Raw genomic sequence first — 24,758 nt, forward strand, 5'->3', positions numbered from 1 at the left:
ATGAATAAAATAATGGTATTTGGAAAACCTGGTGGCGGTAAGTCGACTTTAAGTAAAAAGTTATCTTTGCACACCGGTATCAAATTTCATTCACTTGATTTAATTGAATATAGTCAAAACGGTCAGCGAGTCTCAACCGACGCTTATCATGACAAACATCAGCAATTAATATCTGGCGATAACTGGATTATTGATGGCTTTGGGACTATCGATTCATTTTGGCAACGGATTGATGCGGCTGATACTTTAATCTATATCGATTTACCCTATTTTATACACTATTGGTGGGTTGGCAAGCGCTTGTTAAAGTCGTTACGAATGAAGCCAGAAGGTTGGCCAGAAGGAAGCTCTATGATTAAAGGAACATTAGCTAGCTGGAAATTTTTACGCCTGTCACCAAAATTTTGGAACAGCGATTTAATGAATAGCATTCGTGAGCGCGCTAAAAATAAAACGGTTTACCATCACTACTTCTTCTACGGTTTATTCAAAAATTCGTGGCTTCTATCTGAATAAAAATTACACTGGTGATGGGCAATTTCATTTTGTTATATTAGATAAAAATAGTTGCCAGGCTACCCCTTCTGGTGATCAAACATTGGCTTCAGATACTAAAACTTATTATTACCTGGGATTTACCAGTAAAGATAAATTTTTATATTCAGCTTTACTTTCTGCGCAATCTAGGGATATTGTTTTGGAATTTAGGATTGGTGGATTATTGACTGGAACTAGTGTTATATAATTTCGCCTGAGTATGCGCGCGCTCAATAATTAGTATTCAATAAAAAAATGGTGTAGGTGGTTTTATTATGAGACACCGTTCATAGAGAAAACTTATGCAAGAGGGTTTTGACTATTCTATTTTGCTAATATTTATCCTCCTGCATTTTCTTATAAAGCCGTTAGGTTATCGCTTGCCGGAGAAAAAACGCAAGGCGGGGGGCAGAAATCAGAGGGCGTTTACAAAGTGTGGGCATATTACGCCAGACAGGGCATGAGCATTTTAATGGTTGCTTGGTGGTGCCCGTCATTAATGAAGCTCATCAAGTCAAAGAAGTTTATGGCCGTAAAATATTAGGCAGTAAATTAAGAAAAGGAACGGCTCAACATTTATATTTACCAGGAGAGGCGTGTGGAATGTTCAATTTAACCAAACTTGATGTGTTAGATGGGCTGGAAACCGTAAAAATTTGTGCAGCTTATACTTGTCCAGAGAATGGTCAGTTAAATATAACACCAGTTAGTGCGGAAGGTTTTGCTCGAATTCAGCCTGAGTATATCGAATTACCTGGTTGGAGTGAATCTACTTTTGGTATTGAGAGTTGGGATGAGTTACCAGAAAATGCGCGTAATTATATTAGTAAAATTGAATCATTAATTGGCATACCTATTGATAATATTTCAACCGGACCCGATCATATTGAAGCGACAACAAAACGTGAACCGTTTGAATAACAAAATTAAATAATTATAAAAGTTAAAAAATCTGTATTATGCAGATTTTTTTTCGATTTTATGAGTATTTTTTTGCGTGTTTTCTTAATTTTTTGTTGTGCTATAGTATTACCTAATTTTTTTGTCATTAAACTTTCTGCAATTTCTATCTCACAGTTTATGTGAAATAAATTTGCTAGGATAGTTTGGCTAGATTATTTCTAAATTTAAGAAAAACATTGTAGCAATTAAAATTAACATTGCGAAAAGGAAAAGGGCGAAGTAGATGTTGCGACATATTACATGTATAAATTTTATTCTAGTTAATTAGTTAATTAGTTAATTAGTTAATTAGTTAATTAGTTAATTGATTAATTAGTTAATTGATTAATTGGATCTTTATTGTTCAATAATGCTGATGCCTTTGGGTCGATACAAGGACCAACTCAACAGGAGTGCATGTCTCCAAACCCTCCTCCAGAATGTCCTCCTCCCAATCTAGAGCCCCCAGCTCCAGTTCATAGTTTTACTTTGCCTGCGCTAAAGAGGAGCACCGATGGCCAATTTCAAATTGGATGGAAGTATACTGGCTCTGTACAAATTATGGGGTATCAAGCAGAGCAATCGAAAGATGGTGGAACCTATACCAGACTTAACCTGACAAATAATCCAAATTCTACCGGTGAAGTCGTTCCTATCAATCCTGCTAATATTACGGTAACCGCAAATGGTAAATACCGGTATCGGGTTCGTGCATGCCGATCGACAGCTAATGTCGGCTGGGTTTGTGGTGATTGGGCTGAAACTGAAATCATCACTGTTACCTTAAGACCCTCTACGCCTTTAGCTCCAACAGCGAGTTATACTGCCGCAAGTGACGTTACTATTAACTGGTCTGCTGCTACTTATGCAACCTATTAAAATATTCAACAGCAATTCAATAACGGTAGTTGGTCAACGGTTGCAACTAATGTTAATTCAACCAGCAAAACGGTTTCCATTTTAAGTGATGGTATTTATCGTTATAAAGTTAAGGCTTGTAACAAATACAGTTGGTCTTGTTCTGATTATGGCAATAGTAGTAGTGGTTTTGATGCCATCTTGTCAGGTGGTGCAACTCAGCAATCAACCAACCAAATAGTTGGTGACTTTAATGGTGATAATCAAGATGATGTGTTGAACCAGGCGCGGGTTAAAGGAGCGCGTTCTTCTCTATCACCCTGGCAAGGATATAATGTGCCAGGTTTTCATATTAACTGGACATCAACCTACCTAGGCTTAACGGCCATTGATGATTGGAGTGCAGAACAATACGGTGCTTACTCGGGTAACTTTAATGCAAACCCTGGCGATGAATTATTAATGTTAGGTAAAACCAAAATGGTTTTGCTACATGGCGACATTGTTACCCCCATGGCTATTTCGCCTCCGGTTAAAAATGCAATTATTTCTTGGGACTCTAACAGTAATCCTAAGATAAGCATGTTCGAAATTGATGCAAATCCAAGTGACTTTATTATTCATTTTGCCGATTTTAACGGAAATGGATTTGACGAAATTCTACTACAAGCAAAGTTTAAAGGAAGGTCGAGTTATTTAATTAATGGTAATGGTAGTATTTTTCAAGAGCTTTATACTGGTTACAATGGTATGGACTGGAGTGCTGAAACCTATGATTTTACAATAGAAGATATTAATGGTGATGGAATAGCCGATATTACAGCGGTTGTTAAGGTTGGAGGTTACTCAGACACAACAATAACTTTTGACTCTAACGGTGTTCCCTCTGTAAATTTTGATTACCCCGTCAATAATCCTAATTTAGATATAACTTATTTTCATTTTGATCATCTTGGCTCAACTATTGGGTCAAGTGATGGACATGGCAATATAGAGTATGAACATTATGAACCATTTGGTCGCCCTGTTGTTATGGCTGACGGAAATGGTAATGAACAGTGGTATAACTCTAAGCCGTATGATTATGATACCGGGCTATCATATTATGGTTCTAGATATTATGACTCTGAGATAGGGCGTTTTGTTAGTATAGATCCTGCTCCTGTATTAGCTGATTCTCCGAGAAGTTTTGGGCGGTATACTTACACCATCAATAACCCTTACAAGTATGTTGATCCTGATGGTGAATTGATTTGGTTCGCCGCATTATGGTTTGTTGGAGACCTTGCTGCTTATTCAGGTGTAGTTGTAGCACTTGACGTACTTTTTGTTGCTACTGCAGTTAATATTGCCACTTCGACTAACCAGAACCATACTAGTCCTTCAGCAAATATTTCTGACCCGTTTATTCCTACTTATTCTGATAGTTTTGGGCCTATGTATCAGGAAAGTAGTGATGAAGAAAGTAAAGACAGTGATGGAGCAACAGATCTTCCTGAAAACCCCGATGATCTCTTAGAAGAAGGTTACGAAGAAACATCAGACCCAAGAGCTAAAAAAAAGGACATCGAACATTTGAGAATCCTGAAACTGGTGATAAATTAAGACACGATAAGGGTAAAGATGGCGAGCCCAGTCACAAAGGAAAAGATCATTACCACCGCTATAATCCAAATAGAACGAATAAGAGAGATGAGTATTTAGATAAATGCGGAAATGCTTGTGGTCGAGGAAGTGATGAGTCACATTTATATCCGGAGAAAAAATAATTATGGTTTCAATTAATGAATTCTCATTTCATGAATCGACAGTAATTTCCTTTGATGGAAGCTCAAATAAATTTACTATTACGTTAGAAGATGTCAAATATCAGGAGATGAAAGTAAAGGTACATCTAGTGGTAAAACATGTGACTAGATTGACTGTAGATGATTGTGAGACAAAAACGCTAAGTATGCCATTTACGGACGGAGAAGTTTTGAGTTTAGAGTTTGAAAAAGAAAAGCTATTCATTTTGATTGAGTGGAATGATTTTTCAGCCAAAACTTCAAAAACGCATGCCTATGAAATTTTTGGAAATGAATTAGAATACGATATAAATGAGAGATAATACGAACTTTCAAGAACTAAAATGGGACATGACTTAATAGGAATCAAAATGAAGAGGAAGTTGTGAAGTGCCCTACCTGTAAAACAAAATAACGAAGTGAAAAGCCTGATACCAATATTTTTAAGATTAGTGAGCAAAGGATAATATGAAATATAATAATGTGTTAATTAAAGGGGTTGCTATTGGAACAATTCGAGAGAAAATATATTTAGGAAATAACTTACTGGCACAAAAGAAAAGTAAGTGAAAAATATAGGCGCTGAGCGGGGACAGCCCTAGTTTTTATCTTCTAACTGGATAAATGGTGGTAAGTGCGATGTTAATACGGTAGCTATTAGGGTTAGTGATCAACATATTGTTTCTGCGGTGTTATCCGCTAAATTTGCATCACAAAAAATTTATATTTATGCGGATGATGCGGTAACCATTGGAAGCTCGAATTATTGTTATCTTAGAACTTTGGGGCTTTAAATATTAATTATTTTTGCATTTTTATCTAGTTTTAAAGTGATGGCTGGTAGCTATTCTGCTTGGGCGGTACCAACTATGGTAGAGTTAGTTAACAATGGCGTGTTAATACACGGTGCTTTGGGTGATCCTAATGAGTGTGGAAAGCCTAACTATATTTTTGTCAGTAAGCAAAATTCTTTCTTTGATTCTGTTTTATCAATGTCGCTTTCTGCATTGCATAGTAAGAAAGAAATGCAGTTTTATGCGGGAACTTGCACACAAGTTAGTTTTCATTGGGGGAGTGCTGAGGTAATTAATGAAAACCTCGAAGGCCAACCTGTTTATATTCGATAATTATATTGAATATAGGGGGTAAATTAACGAAAGTTAGCAAGGGGGGGTCTCTTGTAAAAAACAAAATAAAGACGCAAAAAAGTGTTTAATTTCGTTTTGCTGCTTTTTATTAAGCGACACTCAAATATTTATGTTAATGCGAAAAATTGACCTGCTTTACTTAATGTAGCACGCATAGTAGCCTTGCGGCTCCATTAAAAATTAAGGGGGTCAATAAAATGGAAGTCACTTTTGATAGTGAAAAGTGTATACATAATGGGCAGTGTGTTAGAACGTTGCCAGAAGTATTTAAAATAGAAAATTCACAATTGATTATTATCCAAAATGGTGCATCTGAAGAAGCGATTCGAAAAACGGTTAACGCTTGCCCTTCAGGGGCTTTAGCCATTAAAGAGTAGTAAGCTTTTTATTTGTACTCAATAAAAATGCACCAATTAGGTGCATTTTTTTCAAATTGAGTGAATCAGCTCGGATTAAATCAAATTAGATTGTATGTTTTGAGAAAAAATTTGAAGTCAACTTTACCTAAACTTTATATTTTTACCGATGGTAGTGTCAACAACCAGTCTAACATTGGTGTGGGTGTCTACTGGGTAACAACTAATTTGAATGTTTCAATCGCTGAGGTGAGCGACCACATAAAATATCAAATTTTTTCACAAACCAGTTCTACGCAATTGGAGCTCGAATGCTTGTTATGGGCATTGGGTGAACTACAGCATCAATATCAACTGAGTCAATATGAGCTTTGGGTTTACACTGATTCACAAAATATTATTCAGCTACCACAACGACGAGAAAAATTGCAGCAAAATGATTTTTATTCCAGCAAGAATAAGCGTTTAAAGAACTATCAAGTTTATCAGTATTTTTATCAGGTTATCGACCAATATTCAGTACAGTTTTTTAAAGTTAAAGGGCATCAGGCTACTCAAAAAAAGGATAAAGTTGACTTGTTGTTTTCAAGGGTGGATAAAGCGGCTCGTAAAATAATGAGGAGTTTAAAAAAGTGCGATAAATGATCGACAAACTTAATTAGAGTAGTAAAATCATTACCCAGTTAACAGACTAATTAAGGACTATTCGATGAGGTTTTTAGGGGGGGACTTTACTTTTTTTGCTATCAGCATGTGTCAGCCCAAGCAAATTATTTTCTCAAGTGAATGCTAGGTGGAATGATGTTGCTGATAAGAATAAATTTGATTGAGTAATACAGCGAATTGACGGAAAACCTTTAGCCAATAAAAAACAATTTGTGACGTTAACACCCGGCTCCATCTGTTGCAGGTAATGTCAACAAAAAAAGATCCGGTGGCAAAAGGTAATCATAGCTATGCAGAGTTTACATTGCATGCAAAGCCTTGTGTTAGATATTATATTTCGGGACAACATTTGAACCCTTTAAGTCTTTCAATGGATATTAAAGTTCTTCGTACTGAGTTAATACAAAGTTGCGTAGATTTAATGCAAACTTCTAGCGCAGTATAACCGGAGTAACTGCTTACGTTTTTAATTAAAAAATAAACCACAAAATAAAATAATAAACAGTGCGGTTATATTGCTCAAGATGACTGGGCCGAGGGTTAATCTTTGCTTGCTATTAGTACCGGGTTTAGTACCAAGCATCGTTTGTAAAAAGTAAATTGATGGCTTAAACATAAATGCCATTATAATTGATAACAATATACTAGCCCCTAGTGCAATTGATTTTGATAAAACCCAATTATCTCTGTCAGACTCAAGAAAAAATAGCGCATAAATCAGCGAAATAATAAAAAATGGCGTCACAGCAATTAAGCATGATGCGATAATTTTGGGCGTTGGCCAGCTCTTTGAAATTCCCGCAATTGAAAGTAAATATAAAAAGACACCACAACCTGATATTAAAAATATAATCGAAAGGAGCAATACCATATAAATAGGGATGCCGGACGCAACGACGAAAGCCCAGTCAAATGGCAGACCATTAATAACATCTAAGATGATTGCTATCGACTCTTGAATTAATGCGCTCGCTGGCCAAATCAAAATTGGCAATGCAAAAAGACTCTTCTTTTTCCAGAAAAAACTAGCGCTTAAAATGGCACAAAAAACATTAAATAGTGTACCACCGCTGCGCTGTAATAATTCACCTTCGGGATTTTCTATTGCGGGTGTCATATAAGAGTGCCCCAGCGGATCAAGTACCAATGTGGTGGTTGAAATACCATAGTACCAATAGGCGAGTACATGCCCAATTTCGTGGATGATTACCCCAAAGCAATATGCGAAAGTGAAAGCCCCCGCAATTAGCAGTGACAAATGAAAAAAAGTTGGTGGAGGTTGAGTTGAGACAGTTATGTTGATAGAAGCTAACTTTTGCATAGTATTTAACTTAATAAAACTGCCAAAATGCTAAACTTGAATGTTTAATTATATCTTCATGTTTAGTTTGGCTTTTTATCAAAACGCTCCCAATTTTATTGCAAAATTCTCATGATAATTTCTAGGTTAAATTAAGTTAATAAAATTTAATTTAAAGTCAAACTTTCTAATTTAATTATTTAAAAAATAGGGCTAAAAAATTTATCATCACATCAGTTGGTTTGTAATCGATAATCAGGTTGAAATTGCCATACACGAATAATTTCTAAAATATCGGTATCTTTGGTCATCTCTTCGGTTAATGGCTTAAACGGTGCTGCTAGTCGAACAATTCTTAAGGCAGAATCATCAAGCACTTTGCTGCCTGATGATTTTAAAATTTTGACTTCATGTATTGTTCCATTTTTATTCAGCGCAACTTTTAAAGTTAAGTTACCATAAATATTTTGTTGTTTGGCGATGGGGGGGTAGTTATTGTTCCCTACACGCTCAATTTTGCGACGCCATGAATCAAGATAAAGTGCATCAGAGGCACGGTGAATTGATGCCGATACTGTTCGTTTACGACCTTTATGTGCTTGATTAACATTTTTGTTGTCCAGATTGGCAATGAGTCCGGTTAATCGATAGCTTTTGTCGATAAGTGTTGCAGCATCGGGAATGCTGTTATCACTTTGCAGGTTTTTAATCAGTGCCTGAATATTTTGCTGTTCACCCTGAGCGGTAATAATATCGGGAGTTTGTTGTGATTGGCTTTGTGTTTTTTGTTGATGCTGAGGTTCACTTGATATCTGATCAGGATCATTAAATTGCGCCATTTCAGTAGCGCTTGGCGCAACTTTTTGCTCACTTTCGCCACCACCTTGTTGATTCGCTTGACCGATAAAGTCGGCTTTTTCTGGTCTTTCTTCGGCTTCAAATTGCGCTAGAACAACGTTAAATGTCTTTTCATTCTGGCTGCTAGAAAAATCGGGTAACTTAAAACCTAATCCAAAAAATAACATGCCATGAAAAGCAATGGCCAGAAAAGCACAAAACAAAACTTTATCGGTTTGACTAATTTGTGGTGGGGCGGCGGTATCGATCATGCCTTGATGATTTTGCATGAGCTTATTGTCTCTCGGCTAATTTTTTCTCAATGGCGTCAAGTAATAGTCCTGCGATATTTGTACCAAATGCTGTGTCTATTTCTTTAATACAAGTTGGGCTGGTTACATTAATTTCGGTCAAGTAATCACCAATTACATCTAACCCAACAAACATTAATCCTTTCGCTTTTAATGTAGGACCCACCTGATTAGCGATCCAGCGATCTTTTTCCGTTAAGAGTCTGGCTTCGCCTGTACCGCCGGCTGCCAGGTTGCCCCGGGTTTCTCCTTTCGCTGGAATTCTGGCCAAACAATAGGGAACGGGTTCTCCGTCGACCATTAAAATTCGTTTATCCCCGTTACTGATTTCTGGAATAAACTTTTGTGCCATTGCTGTTTGCTGACCCAATTGGGTTAAAGTTTCAATGATGACGCCAATATTGGGATCGCTATCCCTAACTCTAAAAATCGAGCTGCCACCCATACCATCGAGTGGTTTTAAAATAATATCCTGGTGTTTAGCTAAAAAAGCTTTAAAATCGCTGGCTTTTCGGCTTACCAACATATCGGTACAGCATTGCGGAAACCAGGCGGTAAATAATTTTTCATTGGCATCGCGTATACTTTGCGGATTATTTACTACTAATACCCCATTTTCCTGGGCAAGTTGTAGTAAATAGGTTGAATAAACAAATTCCATGTTAAATGGCGGGTCTTTTCGCATTAATATTACATCGAAATGAGTGATATCATATGGCTGCGCTGAGCTCAGTGAATACCATTGTTGTGGATTATTTTCGACGCTCAAATTGCAAGCGTGAGCACAAACTTTATTGTGATTCAGGTGCAGATCACCTTGTTCCATATAAAATAGTTGGTGGTTTCGGTTTTGCGCTTCAAGCAACATGGCAAAACTGCTGTCTTTTTTGATGTTGATCTGGCAAATAGGATCCATTAAAACTGCAATTTTTAACGTCATTGATATTCTCGGCTATAATTGAGAGCAAGAGCAGGTTACTATGAATAATCCATTATAGATACCAAAATACTAAATGCAAGCAATTATCTATTAATATCAATGTGTTAGGTTGTTTTTTTAATGTTGTGTGGTTGCCTTGCCTTTTAAAAGCTTGATTCTTATAGTTTTCTTTTTTAAGCTAGTGAAGTAAAAAAGTCTTTAGACTAGCTCTCAAATAGCACAAAACTCAGTGGAATAGCGATGTTATTTGTGATAAAAATGATCCAAGTTTGTCGTTTACTTTATACAATGAATTAAAGTATGAGTTTGATTAACAAGTAGCTGCCTTAGTTACTTGATGAGGATAAGATTGATGGAAAACAGCTTTCAAGGTCTTAAAGCAATGGTTATCGATGATAGCAAAACGATTCGTCGAACTGCAGAAACCTTGCTGAAAAAGGTAGGTTGCGAAGTCGTTACTGCGGTAGATGGCTTCGATGCGCTTGCCAAAATTGCCGATCATAAACCAAACATTATTTTTGTTGATATTATGATGCCACGGCTCGACGGGTATCAAACCTGCGCATTAATCAAAAATAACAAAGATTTTCAGGACACGCCTGTTATCATGTTATCCAGTAAAGACGGATTATTTGATAGAGCCAAAGGGCGTATTGTAGGGTCCGACCAATATTTAACCAAGCCATTTAGTCGTGATGAGTTGCTCGGTGCCATTACAGAGCATGTAACTCACGTTTAATTGGTTGATTAAACGCAATAAAAGGTGTTTTGAAATAAGGTAGAATTTGACGAGCACCTTGGGGGAATTAAAGAAAATGTCTAAAATTTTAATTGTTGATGATTCGCCGACAGAAACACATGTATTATCAACTATTCTTGAGTCAAATGGCTATGACATCGTCACTGCCGAAAGTGGGGAAGCAGGAGTTGAAGTGGCGAAACAGGAATTGCCCGATTTAATCTTAATGGATGTCGTTATGCCTGGACTTAATGGTTTTCAGGCAACCAGACAACTTAAAAAAGAGTCAACAACCGCACATATCCCTGTCGTAATCGTGACCACCAAGGATCAAGAAACAGATAAAATCTGGGGAATGAGACAAGGTGCTAAAGATTATCTGACCAAGCCTGTCGAAGAAGGTAACTTAATTAATACGATTCAAGCGATTTTAGGGCGATAAAGATCAACATGAGTGAAATCACCGATTTACAGGCATTTGAGTTCCTCCAAAATATTGAACAGCGCAGTTATGAAACCGCGTCACTGTCTCCGAGTGAAGAAGACCTCAGTCGCCTTTGGACCGGTATCGGATTTCGTTTATCTGGCAATAATTATGTGGTTCGATTGAACGAAGTTGCAGAGATCATTTCAATTCCGCGTTATACCAAAGTACCTGGTGCAAAAAACTGGGTAAAGGGTCTGGCCAATATACGCGGCACCTTATTACCTATTATGGATCTTCATGGATTTTTAGGACGAAAAGCTCCTCACGCGCTTAGACGTCAGCGTTTATTAGTTGTCAATCACAAAGATATTCATTGTGGTGTCATTGTTGATGAAGTCTTAGGGCTTAATCACTATGAAGATGAAGAATGGGTTGAAAACATCCCGGTTAATGATGAGTTAATGGAACCATTTGTCAATGGAGGATTTTATTCGGGCGATAAACTATGGACAGTTTTTAGTTTAAGGGCTTTGGCCGAAACGCCGTCGTTTCGCCAGGTTGCCTTAGTTTAATGAGACGGCTTTTCATTAAGAATTAAAAAATTTGCATTCAGGAACTAAATTATGAGCGCAGCTGACGATAAGAAAAACCAATTAGAATCGAAATCCAATACCGGCGTCTACATTTGGTTACTCTTCTTCTTTATTTTGCTCGGTGGTGTGAATCTGGCATTAGGATTGATTGAAAGCCAGCAAAACCAATCACGACTAACTAAAGCGGGTAACTTACGGGTACTTTCTCAACAGGTAGCAAAAAATGCTTCTGAGGCAACTCAGGGTAACCAGGGAGCTTTTGAATCTTTAACCGAAGCGACCAAGCAGTTCCAGGCTCAAATTAATCACCTTGATCGTGGTGATGATTCAAAAGGACTGAAGCCTTCACCTGATTCAATTCGCAATAATCAGGTTCGACGGGTAATTGATTTATGGGACAGTATGAATGCGAATGCGGCTGTTATTTCGAAGGGTCAGGATACTGTTACCGGACTCTATGAAATTTCGAAAAACCTGTCAGAAAAAATTCCACAAATGCAGTTTCTTTATGAAAAAGTGCAAGATATTCTGCTTGATTCAAACACACCTGCTCAACAGGTGATGTACGCAACTCGGCAGTCAACCTATGCAGAACGTATCATTCGAAGCTTCCAAAAGGTACTGGCCGGTGGTGATGATGCTGCCCTTGCTGCGGAAAACTTTGGTCACGATGTGGATATCTTTGGTGAGGTTTTATCGGGCATGCTGGAAGGTGACGCCATGCTCGAAATCAGACGCGTAACTAATCCTCAGGCACGCCAATCACTTGAAGACATTTCTGCCCTGTATCTCGAAGTAAAAGAGAGTGTGGACTATGTAATCAGCCATACTGAAGAATTGTTTGAAGTGCATGCCAAGTCTGATGAAATATTTACCCAGGCACGTGACATGTTGGACTTAACTGATGAGCTGCAACGAGCTTACAGTCTTCAGTCAACCAATCTTAAACAAATTGGTCACCCTTTCTACTCAGCAATTGCTGGGGGATTAATCCTGATTTTGATTATCTTGCTCTATTTACGTCAACGTAAAGATGACCGTGGTCGTACCGAAGTTGCAAGAAGTACTGCGGCACAAGAAAAATTGCAGAATGAGAAAAACCAACAGGCGATCATTCGATTACTGGATGAAATGGAAGGCCTTGCGGATGGTGACTTGACTACCAATGCTACGGTAACCGAGGACTTCACGGGAGCGATTGCTGATGCGATGAACTTTACCATTGACCAGTTGAGAACACTTGTATCGACGATTAAAGACTCGGTAACCAAACTGGCCAATGCAACAGATGTAACGCAGAACATTTCGATGGAGCTGGCACAGGCCTCTCGCAATCAGGCGCAGGAAATTACGGGTGCGTCAGCCGCGATTAACGAAATGGCAGTTTCGATTGAGCAGGTATCTGCTAACGCCTCTGAGTCAGCAACGGTTGCGGAAAAATCGGTTGATATCGCGAAAAAAGGTGGTGAGGTGGTACGAAATACTATTCAAGGGATGGATACTATTCGTGAGCAGATTCAGGAAACATCAAAGCGGATTAAACGACTGGGTGAGTCATCTCAGGAAATCGGTGATATCGTATCATTGATTAACGACATTTCTGACCAAACAAACATTTTGGCACTTAACGCGGCCATCCAGGCATCGATGGCAGGGGAAGCTGGACGTGGTTTCGCGGTGGTAGCCGACGAGGTACAACGACTGGCGGAACGTTCCGGTAATGCGACCAAGCAAATTGAGGCGCTGGTAAAAACAATCCAGACCGATACAAACGAAGCGGTAATTTCGATGGAAGCATCGACCGCAGAGGTGGTACATGGAGCTCGACTGGCACAAGATGCGGGGGTTGCACTGGAAGAAATCGAACGCGTATCGAAAAGTTTGGCGGACTTGATTCAAAACATCTCAAACGCTGCTCGTCAACAGGCTGCATCGGCCGGTCATGTATCAAATACGATGAATGTTATTCAGGAAATTACCAACCAAACATCTGAAGGTACGCAAAATACTGCGAGCTCTATCGGAAAACTGGCTGAACTGGCCGACGAACTGAATAACTCTATTGCTGGATTTAAATTACCGGAGGAAGCATAGACTCACCATCCATGTCTGTGTTCAATGCGCCAGAAATGGAATCAGAAGAGTTTGAGTTATGGCAAGCTTATCTGGAAAAACAGACGGGATTATGGTTACCAGAAAGTCGTAAGCCTTTTCTGATAAGGGCGCTTTCTGGTTATATGCTTAGTAAAGGGATTAGCAATTATCGTGAGCTTTACTTTAAGTTAAATGCAGGTGCTGTTTCGGTGGGTGATTGGGCATCTCTGGTTGATTCACTGACTGTCAATGAAACCTGTTTTTATCGGGAAAAACACTCACTGGGATTAGTGAGTAGTTATTGTCGCAACATGGCAATAGAAAGATTTCAAGCGGCACCCGATAAGCCGCAGCACTTGCAATTATGGAGTGTGGGTTGTTCTACCGGGGAAGAAGTTTACACGCTCGCGATAGAAATGGATAAACTAAATCTCGGGCTACATGATTCGGTTGGCAAAGAAGTCTATTTTGGCGTAACCGGAATTGATATTAGTTATCCTTCTTTAGCTGTTGCCAGAGAAGGTGTTTATGCTGCAAGACAGTTGGACTTTGTCCCAATGGTGACAAAAAACCTGTATTTTAACCGGTTGGCAGACGGCTATTTTCAAATTAGGGATAATATTCGGCAGAGGTGCTGCTTTATACAAAGCAACATCCTTGAAATGAAAGCAAAATTAAAACAAAACTATGATGTTATTTACTGCCAGAATGTGTTGATTTATTTCAAGCAAGATAGAAAACAGTCAGTCATTGATGAGTTGGTAGAGCGGTTAAAACCCGGAGGTTTATTAGTTTTAGGGCATGGTGAAATTACCGGAACTAATAATGATTTGTTAACTAAAGTAGATAACAAACACTGTCTGGCGTATTTACGCAAAGATAAATAATAAAGAAATGACGGAGTAGTCATGAGTGACAATTATGACCAATTAGCACTAAGTTGGGTCAGAAAAGAAATCAATAATACCCTTGACCAAGCGCGTCAGGGGTTAGAAAACTTTGCCGAAGATATTCAGGATCAGACGCAAATACAATTCTGTATTAATTGTTTACACCAGGTGCAGGGAACCTTACGCATGCTGGATTTTGACGGTGCTGCAACACTGGCAAAAGAAATGGAAAATCTGGCCGAAAAAGTTGCTAACAATACACAATTTGCCAACGAATCGGTATTTGAAGTATTAATGCGCGCACTACTGCAAATGCCGGGTTACCTGGAAAGGGTCGAAGAAGGACAGAAAGATATTCCCGTGGTGTTACTGCCACTCATTAACGAAATTCGTAATGCAGGCGGAAAACGTGCCATTACTGAAAGAGAGCTATTCAGTGCTGAGACTTCGAATGTGGTGCCGCCAAAAGCGACTGAATCTGTCTCTGAACAAGATAAAACTATATCATTTCAGGATAATGCCAAAAAATTAAGAGCGCATTTTCAAAAAGGGTTAACTGGATTAATTCGTGGTGAAAATGTCAAAGAGTGCTTGTCGCGAATTCATAAAGTTTTACTAAGACTTGAAGCATTAACCGAAGGTAAGTCTGTTGCTCGCCTATGGTGGGTTGCTGATGGTTTTATTTTTTCTATTGCTGAAGGGGGACTTTATAAGAAAAAAGAAGTCCACATGCTGTTAGCTCGAGTTGATAAACAAATTAAGCGACTGTCAGATTTTGGTTTATCGGCTATGGCTGATGTTATACCCGAAAAACTGCTATCCGAATTACTGTATTATGTGGCTCGCTCTAAATCAAAAAACAGCAGAGTCAATGCACTAAAAATAGAATTTAATTTAGCCGCTAAGTTATCTGACAGTGAAGAAGTAAAACGTCATCAGCAAAAGCTGACTAAACCCGACTCTTCTGCGGTAACCAATGTACTTGGCGCAATTAATGAAGAGCTGGCCACTGTTAAAGATCAGCTGGATTTATTTGTTAGAGCTCAGGCAAAAGATTTATCTCAACTGCAAAGTTTAATGGAATCTTTAACTCGCATTTCTGATACTTTAACCTTGTTGGAATTGGCCATCCCCAGAGATGTTATTCGTCAACAAATCAAATCAATTGAGCAACTTCTTAATAAAGATCAAATGCCAGATGATGCCATTATCATGGATATCGCTGGTGCTCTGCTTTTCGTTGAAGCAAATCTGAAAAATGTCAATCTGGAGGCCGCAACTGAAAGCGAAAGTGAAGAGCAATCCAGTGTTAAAAGTCAGGTACAGGCAAAAGAATCACAAGTTGATGAAGCGACTCACGCACTGATTAAAGTCGCGCGTAGAAGTATGCAAACTGCCAAAGATAAAATGATCAACTACATTGCATCTGGATTTGATTCTGATGCCCTCGATGATGTCCCCGCAATATTAGATGAAGTTTTAGGTGGTATTCGGATTATTCAATTCCACGATGCGGCAGAAATATTACTAGTTGCCAAACGCTTTATTGAGAAGAAAATTATCGCACTGGGATCTCCGCCTAAAGAGTCTCACTTAGATGCCTTAGCTGATGTGATTACCAGTGTTGAATATTATTTAGAAGCATCAGAAGATAGCTCGCGCGGCAGTGTCAGTTCAATATTAAAAGGTGCACAAAGCAGTGTCGATATTTTAGCTCATTCAATTGAACAAGGTGCTGAAGTAAAAAATATTACCGGACAACCGATTGAATTTGAATTATCTGACGAACAAACAACAGAAGTTGTTGAATCTTTAGAGATTGAACAAGATACCGCTCAACAGGTTCCGACTACAAAAGAAACACCTACAGAACAAGATTCAAATGTTGTTTCAATTAATATTCCGGCAGCAGAAAAACAAGTTGATGAAACCCTGATTGATGATGAAGTATTAGAAATTTTTCTGGAAGAAGCAGAAGAAGAAATTCAAGTCATTGATGATATGTTGCCTCGCTGGGAAAACAACCTTAAAGATGATGACGCGCTAACCACAACGCGACGCTCATTTCACACGCTCAAAGGTAGCGGGCGCCTGGTTGGTGCAAAGATTATTGGTGAGGTCAGTTGGGCGATAGAAAATATGCTCAACAAAGTTATCGAGGAGTCTATTCCTGCGGAATTGCCGGTTGTCAGTTTACTAAAAGAAGCGCGAGCAATGCTCCCTGAATTAGTGGATTGCTTTGCTAATCACACTGAAACGACGGCAGACTATCGACAGTTAATTGCAAAGGCTGAGCATCTTGCAGCTGGTAAATCACTGACCGATTTGGATTATCAAGCTAAGCCAACAGTCGCAGTGCATGATGAAGCTGAAAGTACAGCACAGTTAGAGGAATCTATTGATCCGGTATTACTGGAAATTTTTACTACAGAAGCTGATGGCCATTTAAAAAGTATTGCGAACTATCTACAAAAAGCACCTTCTGATGGAAGCGTCGCTGTTACTGACGACTTAATTCGAGCCTTGCATACACTCAAAGGTAGCGCCAATATGGCTGGCGTTGATGCCATTGCAAATGTTACCGGGCCTTGGGAAAAACATGCCAGAATTATCAAAGGCAGTAATCAGCGTTTTGAACAAAAAGTTATTCAATTATTGCGCGCAACTCACGAATATTTGACTGATGCCTTAACTAAACTCAAATCTGCGCAACCAATTAATGTTGATAAAGCAGAGACTTTGCAGTCACAAATACTGCAATTAGATGTCAGTGGTGTTGAGTTAGGTCAGAGCAGTTTAAAACAGCGGGATCAGCAATTTGTCTCAATCTTTTTAACCGAAGGGCTTGATATTTTGCATGAAGTCAGCCGGTTAAATCATGAGTTGGAGCTTAATCCAACTGACCAACAGGTTAAAAACAGTATTCGCAGTGAACTGCACACGTTTAAGCGTGGTGCAGAAATGTTAGCAATTGACCCGCTTGAAACTTTGGCGAATGAGTCGGAAAAGCTGGCTGAATATTTAACTTCACAATCTTCGGTTAATCTTTCGGGTAATGATTTACTCAATGAGGTTGTCGATGTATTAACTGCCATGTTAAATCGAATCGCATCTGATGAGGATTTAGAATCTCCTATACAGTTGATTGATAAAATTACTGCCTGGATTTCTGCTGCGGATAAAGAAGTTGAAACAGCCGAGCAAACTGCTACACCTGACGCCGCTGAAGTTGAATCATCCGAACCTCCAGAAGATATGGATGTAGAACTGGTTGAGTTATTTGTTGAAGAAGGTGAAGAGCTGATAGATGCGGCCAATCTGTTATTTGAGCGCTGGCAAAATCATCTTGACAGCCAGGAGCTAAACAGCGAGTTACGCCGTATATATCATACACTCAAAGGTAGTTCTCGCATGGCTGGTGCCATGAATATCGGTGAGCTGGGTTATGCCGTTGAAGATTTATTTAATTCAGCGGTTGACTTTGGACGCTCACAAACTCAACTTGACTATCAGATAGTAACTGCGGTAACCGATAAACTGGCCACAATGATTGCGCAACTTAAAGCATTAAGTTGGCCGCCTGCTGCAGAAAAAGAAGTTCAATTGATTCGTCAACATTTGGCGGGAGAAGCGGTCGATCTTAGCAGCTTGTTACCCGTTATTGAATCGCCTGAACTCGAAACACAAATTGATGAAACTGAACTTGAACTACAAACCGAACAGCAAGAAGATTTTACGGAGGTTACATTAACTGTTGACGATGACATTCCAACGGTGAGTGATTCGGTTGAAAGTGATGAGCTTGAGATAGCCGATGTAGTTGAAGAAGAAGCCGATGACGGCGAATTACTGGCACTTGAAGGTGACGAATTAGCAATTGATTTTGAGGATGATATTGTTGAGACTTCTCCTGATGTGTTGGAAACTGATTTAGACGTTGAGTTAACCGATGAGTCTAATTTTGTCACTGAAGATGACAATGTTCCAACGGTTGAAGATGCGGTTGAAGATTTGGGTGAGCTATCGCTTGATTTTGAAGATGAATTAGCCAATGAAGATTATGAATCGGAAATTATTGCTGATGATGAGTCAGAAATTGAAGCGTTAAGTGATGCTGAAGAACAAGAAGCAAACGTTCAAGAAGTTGAAGAGCTGGCAGCTGAGCAAAGCCAACTGGAAGTTGATAGTGCTAATGAAATTGAGAGTTCCAATGAAGATGATATTTCTGACGAACCTGAAATTCTGGATGAAACCGATTCGCAAACAGTTGAAGAGATTCAGTTAGAAAGCGAAAGCATCGAAACCACTGAACCTGATGATTTGGTATTTGATGAAGAGGCAGAAATTGACGAAGATACGGAAATTGATGAAGATACGGAATTTGATGAAGACATTGCTATCGACGAAAGTGTTGCCGGTAGCGAGCTTGAAGAAAGTCTGCTTGAAACTGATTCCGATGAAGATGATATTGCAGAAGAAATTATTGATGAGTCGGAAGATCAATATATTGCACTTAACGATCTTGAAACGATTGAAAGTGAAGTAACTGGTGAATTACCTGATGATCGAATAATTCAAGAGTTACTTGAGCCTACTGCTCGCCAATCAAGCAGTGAAGTTGTTGTCGAAAATACTATTGGTCCTACAGAGCCTGTTGAAGTTACCGGTTCGGTTCAAAAAATTGAGCTGGATGAAGATGGTGAAGAAGTTCTTGAAATTTATCTTGAAGAAGCCGATGAGTTATTAGTTACTCTAGATGAAGCGCTGCATGATTGGTCTGAGTCACAAGATAATAAAGTTGCCATCGATTTACTACAACGAACATTACATACCTTCAAAGGTGGAGCAAGACTATCTGACTTAGTTGTACTGGGTGACTTGACCCATGATATGGAAACCTATTTTGAAAAAGTCAGTAGCGGGTTGCTTACCGTAACACATCGCGAAGTTGATTTTATTTTGCAAGGTTACGATGTCATCGAAAAGCTGGTTGATGAAGTGCGTGAAAAACGCCAGATGACCGTGCCTGCAAACTATATGCGTGCTTTGGAAGCATTGATCAAAGGTGAAGCGCTAGTCTTGGCACATGAAGCGGAAGATCTGATTGAAGATGAAGACGTTGAGCAAGTGCAAGAAGTCGAAATGACAGAGCCTTCCTCTGCAGAAATCGTTTCCTTTGAAGAGAAAAAACAGCAACAACAAGAAGCTAAACAAAAAGTTGTTACTTCGGCAGATATCGTACGTGTTCCTGCCGAGCAACTGGAAAATCTGGTTAACCTTGCCGGTGAAACAAGTATTTTCCGCTCTCGTTTAGAGCAGCAGATGTCGGCGCTGCGTTACAACCTCGATGAGATGACTGCAACGGTTGACCGCCTACGTGATCAATTAAGAAATCTTGATATTGAAACTGAGGCACAAATTTCATATCGACGAGAAGTTTCGGGTGGTATGGAATATGAAGATTTCGACCCATTGGAAATGGACCGATACACTCGTCAGCAAGAGTTAACTCGAGGTCTTAGCGAAAGTGCGGTCGACTTATTAAGTTTGAAAGAATCTCTCGATTTATTAACCGCCGATTCAGAAACGCTGCTGTTGCAACAGGGTCGAGTAAATACCGAGATGCAAGAAAGTTTAATGCGTACTCGAATGATTCCTTTTGAGAGTCTGGTGCCTCGATTACGTCGAATGGTTCGCCAAATCAGTAATGAACTCGGTAAAACTATTGAGTTGTCAATCAGTGCTGACGGCGAGATGGACCGTGCTGTACTTGAGCGAATGATTGCACCATTAGAACATATGCTGCGTAATGCGATGGACCACGGTATTGAGCCTCCCGAAGAACGACGCGCCAATCAAAAGTCAGAAACTGGTACGGTTAAAATTTCGATGTTCCGGGAAGGCAGTGAAGTCTTCATAAAGCTGCAGGATGATGGGCGTGGATTAAATCTTGATGCGATTCGCAAAAAAGCGGTTGAAAAAGGAATCATCAGTGCAAGAACAGAATTAACCGACCACGAGCTACAGCAGTTGATTCTTGAAGCCGGTTTTAGTACTGCCGAGCAGGTAACGCAAATCTCTGGACGTGGTGTTGGTATGGACGTGGTTAGTAGTGAGATCAGGCAACTTGGTGGTGTTATTGAAATTGATTCACAACAAGGGCGAGGTACAATTTTCACCGTAAAACTGCCATTCACTATGTCGGTTAACCAGGCATTGATGGTTCAGTTAGGCGAAGAGGTTTATGCGATTCCGCTCGCTAATATTGAAGGGATTGTGAGGGTCAGCCCGTTTGAGCTGGAAGAATATTATACTCACCCAGACTCTCCTTTTGAGTATGCGGGTATCAACTATTCGATGTACTATCTGGGCCAAATTCTGGATCATCAAAAAACGGCAAACCTACAAGGTGTCACTCAGCCGTTACCAGTCTTATTGTTACATGGCGCAGATCATCCTACAGCGATTCAAGTGGATGACTTGTTAGGTAGCCGGGAGATCGTCGTAAAGTCGATCGGTAGTCAATTAAGTTCCATTAGTGGTTTATCTGGCGCCACCATTCTTGGTGACGGACGTGTTGTTGTGATTTTAGATATGCCAGCACTTATTCGTCGTATTGATGCCATTCTGTTAGCTGCGGAAGATGCAGTCAGTACGGCCGTTGATGATAGTGTTCCTGTGGTAATGGTTGTCGATGACTCAATTACAGTACGTAAAGTAACTACCCGCTTACTTGAACGACATGATTTTGAAGTTATTACCGCAAAAGATGGCGTCGACGCACTGTCTATTCTAAGCGAACAAAAGCCCGATGTTATGCTCTTGGATATTGAAATGCCCAGAATGGATGGATTTGAACTGGCCACCATTATTCGCCACGATGAAGCGTTGAAAGAGCTGCCTATCATTATGATTACCTCGCGCACTGGTGAGAAACACAGAGAGCGTGCCGAACAAATCGGGGTTAATCAGTACATGGGTAAACCTTATAACGAAGTCGATTTGCTGGAATCAATTTCTGCATTGCTACCCAATAGATCTTGAGGAAGAGTGTGAGTGGTTTAAAGTTAGGTTTGGTTGCCTCTGCATCTGATGAGACAGAGCAACTGACACAGTTATTACAATTGAATGCGGTCAACATTTTACATAACCTCAAGCCCGAACAAATTACCGACGAACATGTAGATGATGAAGCTCTACATGTGTGGTTGTTATGTGTCGATGATGACTCATGGCATGATGCGGTGGACCATTTGTTAGATGAGTCAGCAGTCCCTGTTTACTTTAGTGAGCCTGGGGCTTTAGCTAAGCAGACACATCCGGAATATTGGTGTGATAATCTGGTAAACCGCCTTTTCGAAATGGCAGGGCTGGAGCGTGACGGCGCAAGTAGTACTGAAGAAGATTTATCTATTACTAGTCAGGCTGGTGAATCGCTTTCATTAGATATCGTTCAGTCGACAGCTGCCACAACAACAGATGATTCTGTTGAGCAGCAAACTCGCGCCTTATCCAATTCGTTAGATGAATTGGCTTCATCAACGGTGGATCTACCAAGTGATATTGCTGCAGAACTGGTTAGTGAACTTGAGAGTCTGTCTCCTGTGTTAAGTGGAAATCAGAATGTATTATCTGGGCAAGCCGCCGTTGAAGATAATTTTACTGCTAAGGATTTTGTCAATTCTGAAGATTCGATTTTGCTGGATGAATCTGTTGTGGTCGATACGGTTAATATTGACGCAGCAGCGATTGATGATGTTGAAATTGATGATGCGGATACGATCGAGTTAGAGTTAGATGATTTTGAACTCGATGAGTCTGAAGTTGATATTGCTGAGTCCCAAGACTTTGAATCAAGTGGTGAATCGACAGACAACGATTTTGCGGCGTTAGATGATTCGATCACATTGGATGACGAAATTGCATTAGTTGAGCTTTCACTCGATGATGATTTTTCAGGACAAACGCATACGGCTTCAAGTGAGGTATCATCTCTAGAAACTCAAGAAAATCTTGAACTCGATTTTGAGTTAGAAAAAGCCGCTGATGAATTAACTTTAGTTATAGATGAAGATGAGCCCGCTAAAGCTTCTGGTAAGGCCCAATTTTTTATCGATGAATCCGATGAGCTGCCTTCACAGGCTGCAAACAACGAAAGCCTTTCGCCATTAGAAAAACAACCCAGTGATATCATTGAGCCTCGCCAATTTGCTGATGTTAATGAGAATGACTTTGAGCTGTCTTTAATGCTTGAAGATGAACCTAAACCGGTTTCTGGTAAAGCGCAGTTTATAATTGATGATGACTTTAATGAAAGTGAGCATTCCTCTGCTGAGCAAGGTGCGCCTCATCAATCATCCAAACCAACTCTCCCAAACGAACCTTCAACCTTAATTAATGAAAATGTCAGTGGCAGTAAGCTCGATGGAACAGGGTTGTCATTGGCCCCAATGGATGATGCAAGTAAGACTGAATTAGACTATTCCTTAGACCATACTGTCAATAATTATGAAGTCGAAGAGAATAAAACGCTTGCCGAAGAAACCGAACTAAATCTTGATGAAACCGAGCTGAGTTTTGCTGAAAATGAATTTAGTCTGGAAACGGAAGATATTACTTTAGATGAAAATGATGATTTTGATTTATTGCTTGAAGAAACCGGGCATTCATTGGATGAGTTTGAGCTAGATACCGCGGAGAATTATTCTGTAAATCCATCACAAGCTGATTCGCAAAATCTTTCAGAGCCCGTTGTCAATGATGAGGCTTTTGATGACGTTAATCTAGATGGAACCGATTTAGATACATTTGAATTAGCTACCTTCGATTTAGAACAATCTCCCTTGGAACAAACGACGATAGACCAAACACAATTCGATCAACAGCGGAGCGAATCGGCGCAGATAGACAGTGTGGAATTAGTAGAAATGGATATCGATTCAGATGTGATTCATCAAGTGTCGTTAAGTGCCACCTCCATTCAGGAAATCGCGCGTAAAGCGCTAGATGATACTCCTACAAAAGCAACCAAACTCTCACCGACCAGCACAGAAACACCAAGTAGCACTGACGCAGTTAAAGATCCGGTTCAAGCTGTGCCAGCTGAAAAGACACAATCAGTAACCAGCGAATCAATTGTCGAGCCGGTGATAGAAATACCCATGCTCGATGAAGCTGTATTTAATATCGAGTTTGAAGAACAACAAGTAAAAACAACGCCTAAATCTGCGTTAACGCCTTGTTGGGTAATTGGTGCATCGCTTGGTGGTCCGGCTGCGGTGAAACGTTTTTTAAATCGCATACCAGCAAATGTGAATGCAAGTTTTATTATTGCTCAGCATATTGATGAAAACTTTTTACCTGTACTGGCTGATATTCTCACTAATAACAGCGAATTTGATGTTGCAATTGCCAACGGCAGTATTGAACTTGTACCTGGAAAAACAGTGTTAGCACCTTTGAAAGGAAAGATTACCATCTTAAAAGATGGCTCTATGCTAATAGATCATAGCCAAAAATGGAGTGCGCCATATTCTCCTTGCATTGATGATGTAATTGAAGCTGTCGGTCATGTTTATGGTCATATGTCGGGGGCGATTATTTTTAGTGGTATGGGTGAAGATGGTCTTAATGGTGCGCTTAAAATGAAATCTGCTGGTGGACAAGTCTGGGCACAGTCGATTGATACCTGTGCCAATGGTTCAATGCCCGAAGCGATTATTAATAATGATTTAGCAGAGTATATAGGTTCACCAGAACAGTTGGCCGATAAGCTGGTCAGATTTTTACGCGGCGTTCCCAACTAAACTTTGAATAACCGATTAAGAGAAAATTATGGCTACAGATATTCAAGAAGTTTACAGTTTAATGATTCCAACCGTTGGCAGTAATATCTTGTTACCTAACTCAAATGTTGCTGAAATTGTACCATTCAGTAATGTTGAGTTGTTTGACGACATGTCTAATAAACCCCGCTGGTTTTTAGGGCATCTGTTTTGGCGAGGGCAAGAAATTCCATTAATTTCGATTGATGTTATCAGGGGCGAAGCTGATGCCCAAGCGAATAAACGTTCTCGGGTAGCGGTGGCACATACACTCAACAGTAATCGTGAATTACCTTATATTGCTATCGTGGTACAAGGTATCCCTCGACTTTCACATGTCCGTGAAGATAACATCCGCTTTATTGATGATGATGCGCTATCTGATGCAGAAAAAATGAAAGTTTCTGTTGACTCGATCGAAGCCGCTATTCCTGACTTAGATAAACTAGAAGTGATGATTCAGGCAGCTAGAGAGCAGCTTCAATAAAATTTTATTTATTATTAATAAT

Annotated in this window: 19 protein-coding genes; 16 read left to right on the forward strand and 3 right to left on the reverse strand. The window is 39.7% G+C overall.

Translation table 11 applies throughout. The features are described from left to right. From ABVT42_RS17980 to ABVT42_RS18015, 8 genes are all read left to right on the forward strand, one after another. Complete coding sequence (locus ABVT42_RS17980; protein WP_353897144.1) at nt 1-516, forward strand: P-loop NTPase family protein; 516 nt, start codon at nt 1-3, stop codon at nt 514-516. Between the two features lie 456 nt (nt 517-972). After that, nucleotides 973-1,458, forward strand: coding sequence for an adenylosuccinate synthetase (locus tag ABVT42_RS17985; RefSeq protein WP_353897143.1), 486 nt, complete (start codon nt 973-975; stop codon nt 1,456-1,458). A gap of 438 nt (nt 1,459-1,896) precedes the next feature. Then, nucleotides 1,897-2,358, forward strand: coding sequence for a hypothetical protein (locus ABVT42_RS17990; RefSeq protein ID WP_353897142.1), 462 nt, complete (start codon nt 1,897-1,899; stop codon nt 2,356-2,358). Between the two features lie 180 nt (nt 2,359-2,538). Further along, nucleotides 2,539-3,942 carry an RHS repeat-associated core domain-containing protein gene (locus tag ABVT42_RS17995; RefSeq protein WP_353897141.1) on the forward strand — a complete coding sequence of 468 codons (1,404 nt, stop codon included), beginning with the start codon at nt 2,539-2,541 and terminating at the stop codon, nt 3,940-3,942. A gap of 166 nt (nt 3,943-4,108) precedes the next feature. Then, the gene (locus ABVT42_RS18000) at nt 4,109-4,447 is read left to right on the forward strand and encodes a hypothetical protein (protein WP_353897140.1); all 339 of its coding nucleotides are present in this window, start codon (nt 4,109-4,111) and stop codon (nt 4,445-4,447) included. 546 nt (nt 4,448-4,993) lie between these two features. Next, entirely contained in the window at nt 4,994-5,251 is a 258-nt protein-coding gene (locus ABVT42_RS18005) for a hypothetical protein (RefSeq protein WP_353897139.1), read from the forward strand. A 218-nt stretch (nt 5,252-5,469) separates the two neighbouring features. Beyond that, nucleotides 5,470-5,649, forward strand: coding sequence for a (4Fe-4S)-binding protein (locus ABVT42_RS18010; protein ID WP_353897138.1), 180 nt, complete (start codon nt 5,470-5,472; stop codon nt 5,647-5,649). Between the two features lie 111 nt (nt 5,650-5,760). After that, on the forward strand, nt 5,761-6,273 hold the full coding sequence (locus ABVT42_RS18015) for a ribonuclease HI (RefSeq protein WP_353897137.1): 513 nt from the start codon (nt 5,761-5,763) through the stop codon (nt 6,271-6,273). A gap of 487 nt (nt 6,274-6,760) precedes the next feature. Here the strand turns inward: ABVT42_RS18015 and ABVT42_RS18020 are convergent, their stop codons facing one another. The 3 genes from ABVT42_RS18020 to gshB all read right to left on the reverse strand — a co-directional run bounded on the left by ABVT42_RS18020 (nt 6,761) and on the right by gshB (nt 9,682). Further along, entirely contained in the window at nt 6,761-7,615 is an 855-nt protein-coding gene (locus tag ABVT42_RS18020) for a hypothetical protein (protein ID WP_353897136.1), read from the reverse strand. 212 nt (nt 7,616-7,827) lie between these two features. Continuing rightward, nucleotides 7,828-8,721, reverse strand: coding sequence for an energy transducer TonB (locus ABVT42_RS18025; RefSeq protein WP_353897135.1), 894 nt, complete (start codon nt 8,719-8,721; stop codon nt 7,828-7,830). Between the two features lie 4 nt (nt 8,722-8,725). Then, a complete protein-coding gene (gene gshB, locus ABVT42_RS18030) occupies nt 8,726-9,682 on the reverse strand; it encodes a glutathione synthase (protein ID WP_353897134.1) in 957 nt (318 codons plus the stop codon). A gap of 352 nt (nt 9,683-10,034) precedes the next feature. Between gshB and pilG the strand changes: the two genes are divergently transcribed. The 8 genes from pilG (at nt 10,035) to ABVT42_RS18070 (ending at nt 24,736) form a co-directional block, all read left to right on the forward strand. Then, the gene (gene pilG, locus ABVT42_RS18035; RefSeq protein ID WP_353897133.1) at nt 10,035-10,421 is read left to right on the forward strand and encodes a twitching motility response regulator PilG; all 387 of its coding nucleotides are present in this window, start codon (nt 10,035-10,037) and stop codon (nt 10,419-10,421) included. Nucleotides 10,422-10,497: 76 nt separating this feature from the next. After that, a complete protein-coding gene (locus tag ABVT42_RS18040) occupies nt 10,498-10,863 on the forward strand; it encodes a response regulator transcription factor (RefSeq protein ID WP_353897132.1) in 366 nt (121 codons plus the stop codon). An 8-nt stretch (nt 10,864-10,871) separates the two neighbouring features. Next, nucleotides 10,872-11,420, forward strand: a complete 549-nt coding sequence (locus ABVT42_RS18045; RefSeq protein WP_353897131.1) for a chemotaxis protein CheW — start codon at nt 10,872-10,874, stop codon at nt 11,418-11,420. A gap of 51 nt (nt 11,421-11,471) precedes the next feature. After that, nucleotides 11,472-13,535 (forward strand): methyl-accepting chemotaxis protein, encoded by a 2,064-nt coding sequence (locus tag ABVT42_RS18050; protein WP_353897130.1) that lies wholly within the window; start codon nt 11,472-11,474, stop codon nt 13,533-13,535. A gap of 11 nt (nt 13,536-13,546) precedes the next feature. Next, the gene (locus tag ABVT42_RS18055) at nt 13,547-14,422 is read left to right on the forward strand and encodes a CheR family methyltransferase (RefSeq protein WP_353897129.1); all 876 of its coding nucleotides are present in this window, start codon (nt 13,547-13,549) and stop codon (nt 14,420-14,422) included. 21 nt (nt 14,423-14,443) lie between these two features. Further along, nucleotides 14,444-21,469 carry a hybrid sensor histidine kinase/response regulator gene (locus ABVT42_RS18060; RefSeq protein WP_353897128.1) on the forward strand — a complete coding sequence of 2,342 codons (7,026 nt, stop codon included), beginning with the start codon at nt 14,444-14,446 and terminating at the stop codon, nt 21,467-21,469. An 8-nt stretch (nt 21,470-21,477) separates the two neighbouring features. Continuing rightward, a complete protein-coding gene (locus ABVT42_RS18065; protein ID WP_353897127.1) occupies nt 21,478-24,231 on the forward strand; it encodes a chemotaxis protein CheB in 2,754 nt (917 codons plus the stop codon). A gap of 28 nt (nt 24,232-24,259) precedes the next feature. Beyond that, complete coding sequence (locus tag ABVT42_RS18070; protein ID WP_353897126.1) at nt 24,260-24,736, forward strand: chemotaxis protein CheW; 477 nt, start codon at nt 24,260-24,262, stop codon at nt 24,734-24,736. The last annotated feature ends 22 nt before the right edge of the window (nt 24,737-24,758 follow it).

The organism is Aliikangiella maris, assembly GCF_040719265.1.
Classification (GTDB): Bacteria; Pseudomonadota; Gammaproteobacteria; order Enterobacterales; family Kangiellaceae; genus Aliikangiella; species Aliikangiella maris.

Coding starts and splice junctions, on each gene's coding strand:
- ABVT42_RS18050 (WP_353897130.1), top strand. CDS start 11,472: ATGAGCGCAGCTGACGATAAGAAAAACCAATTAGAATCGAAATCCAAT.
- ABVT42_RS18005 (WP_353897139.1), top strand. CDS start 4,994: ATGGTAGAGTTAGTTAACAATGGCGTGTTAATACACGGTGCTTTGGGT.
- ABVT42_RS18000 (WP_353897140.1), top strand. CDS start 4,109: ATGGTTTCAATTAATGAATTCTCATTTCATGAATCGACAGTAATTTCC.
- ABVT42_RS18010 (WP_353897138.1), top strand. CDS start 5,470: ATGGAAGTCACTTTTGATAGTGAAAAGTGTATACATAATGGGCAGTGT.
- ABVT42_RS18045 (WP_353897131.1), top strand. CDS start 10,872: ATGAGTGAAATCACCGATTTACAGGCATTTGAGTTCCTCCAAAATATT.
- ABVT42_RS17990 (WP_353897142.1), top strand. CDS start 1,897: ATGTCTCCAAACCCTCCTCCAGAATGTCCTCCTCCCAATCTAGAGCCC.
- ABVT42_RS17980 (WP_353897144.1), top strand. CDS start 1: ATGAATAAAATAATGGTATTTGGAAAACCTGGTGGCGGTAAGTCGACT.
- gshB (WP_353897134.1), bottom strand. CDS start 9,682: ATGACGTTAAAAATTGCAGTTTTAATGGATCCTATTTGCCAGATCAAC.
- ABVT42_RS18070 (WP_353897126.1), top strand. CDS start 24,260: ATGGCTACAGATATTCAAGAAGTTTACAGTTTAATGATTCCAACCGTT.
- ABVT42_RS18020 (WP_353897136.1), bottom strand. CDS start 7,615: ATGCAAAAGTTAGCTTCTATCAACATAACTGTCTCAACTCAACCTCCA.
- ABVT42_RS18055 (WP_353897129.1), top strand. CDS start 13,547: ATGTCTGTGTTCAATGCGCCAGAAATGGAATCAGAAGAGTTTGAGTTA.
- ABVT42_RS18060 (WP_353897128.1), top strand. CDS start 14,444: ATGAGTGACAATTATGACCAATTAGCACTAAGTTGGGTCAGAAAAGAA.
- ABVT42_RS18040 (WP_353897132.1), top strand. CDS start 10,498: ATGTCTAAAATTTTAATTGTTGATGATTCGCCGACAGAAACACATGTA.
- pilG (WP_353897133.1), top strand. CDS start 10,035: ATGGAAAACAGCTTTCAAGGTCTTAAAGCAATGGTTATCGATGATAGC.
- ABVT42_RS18025 (WP_353897135.1), bottom strand. CDS start 8,721: ATGCAAAATCATCAAGGCATGATCGATACCGCCGCCCCACCACAAATT.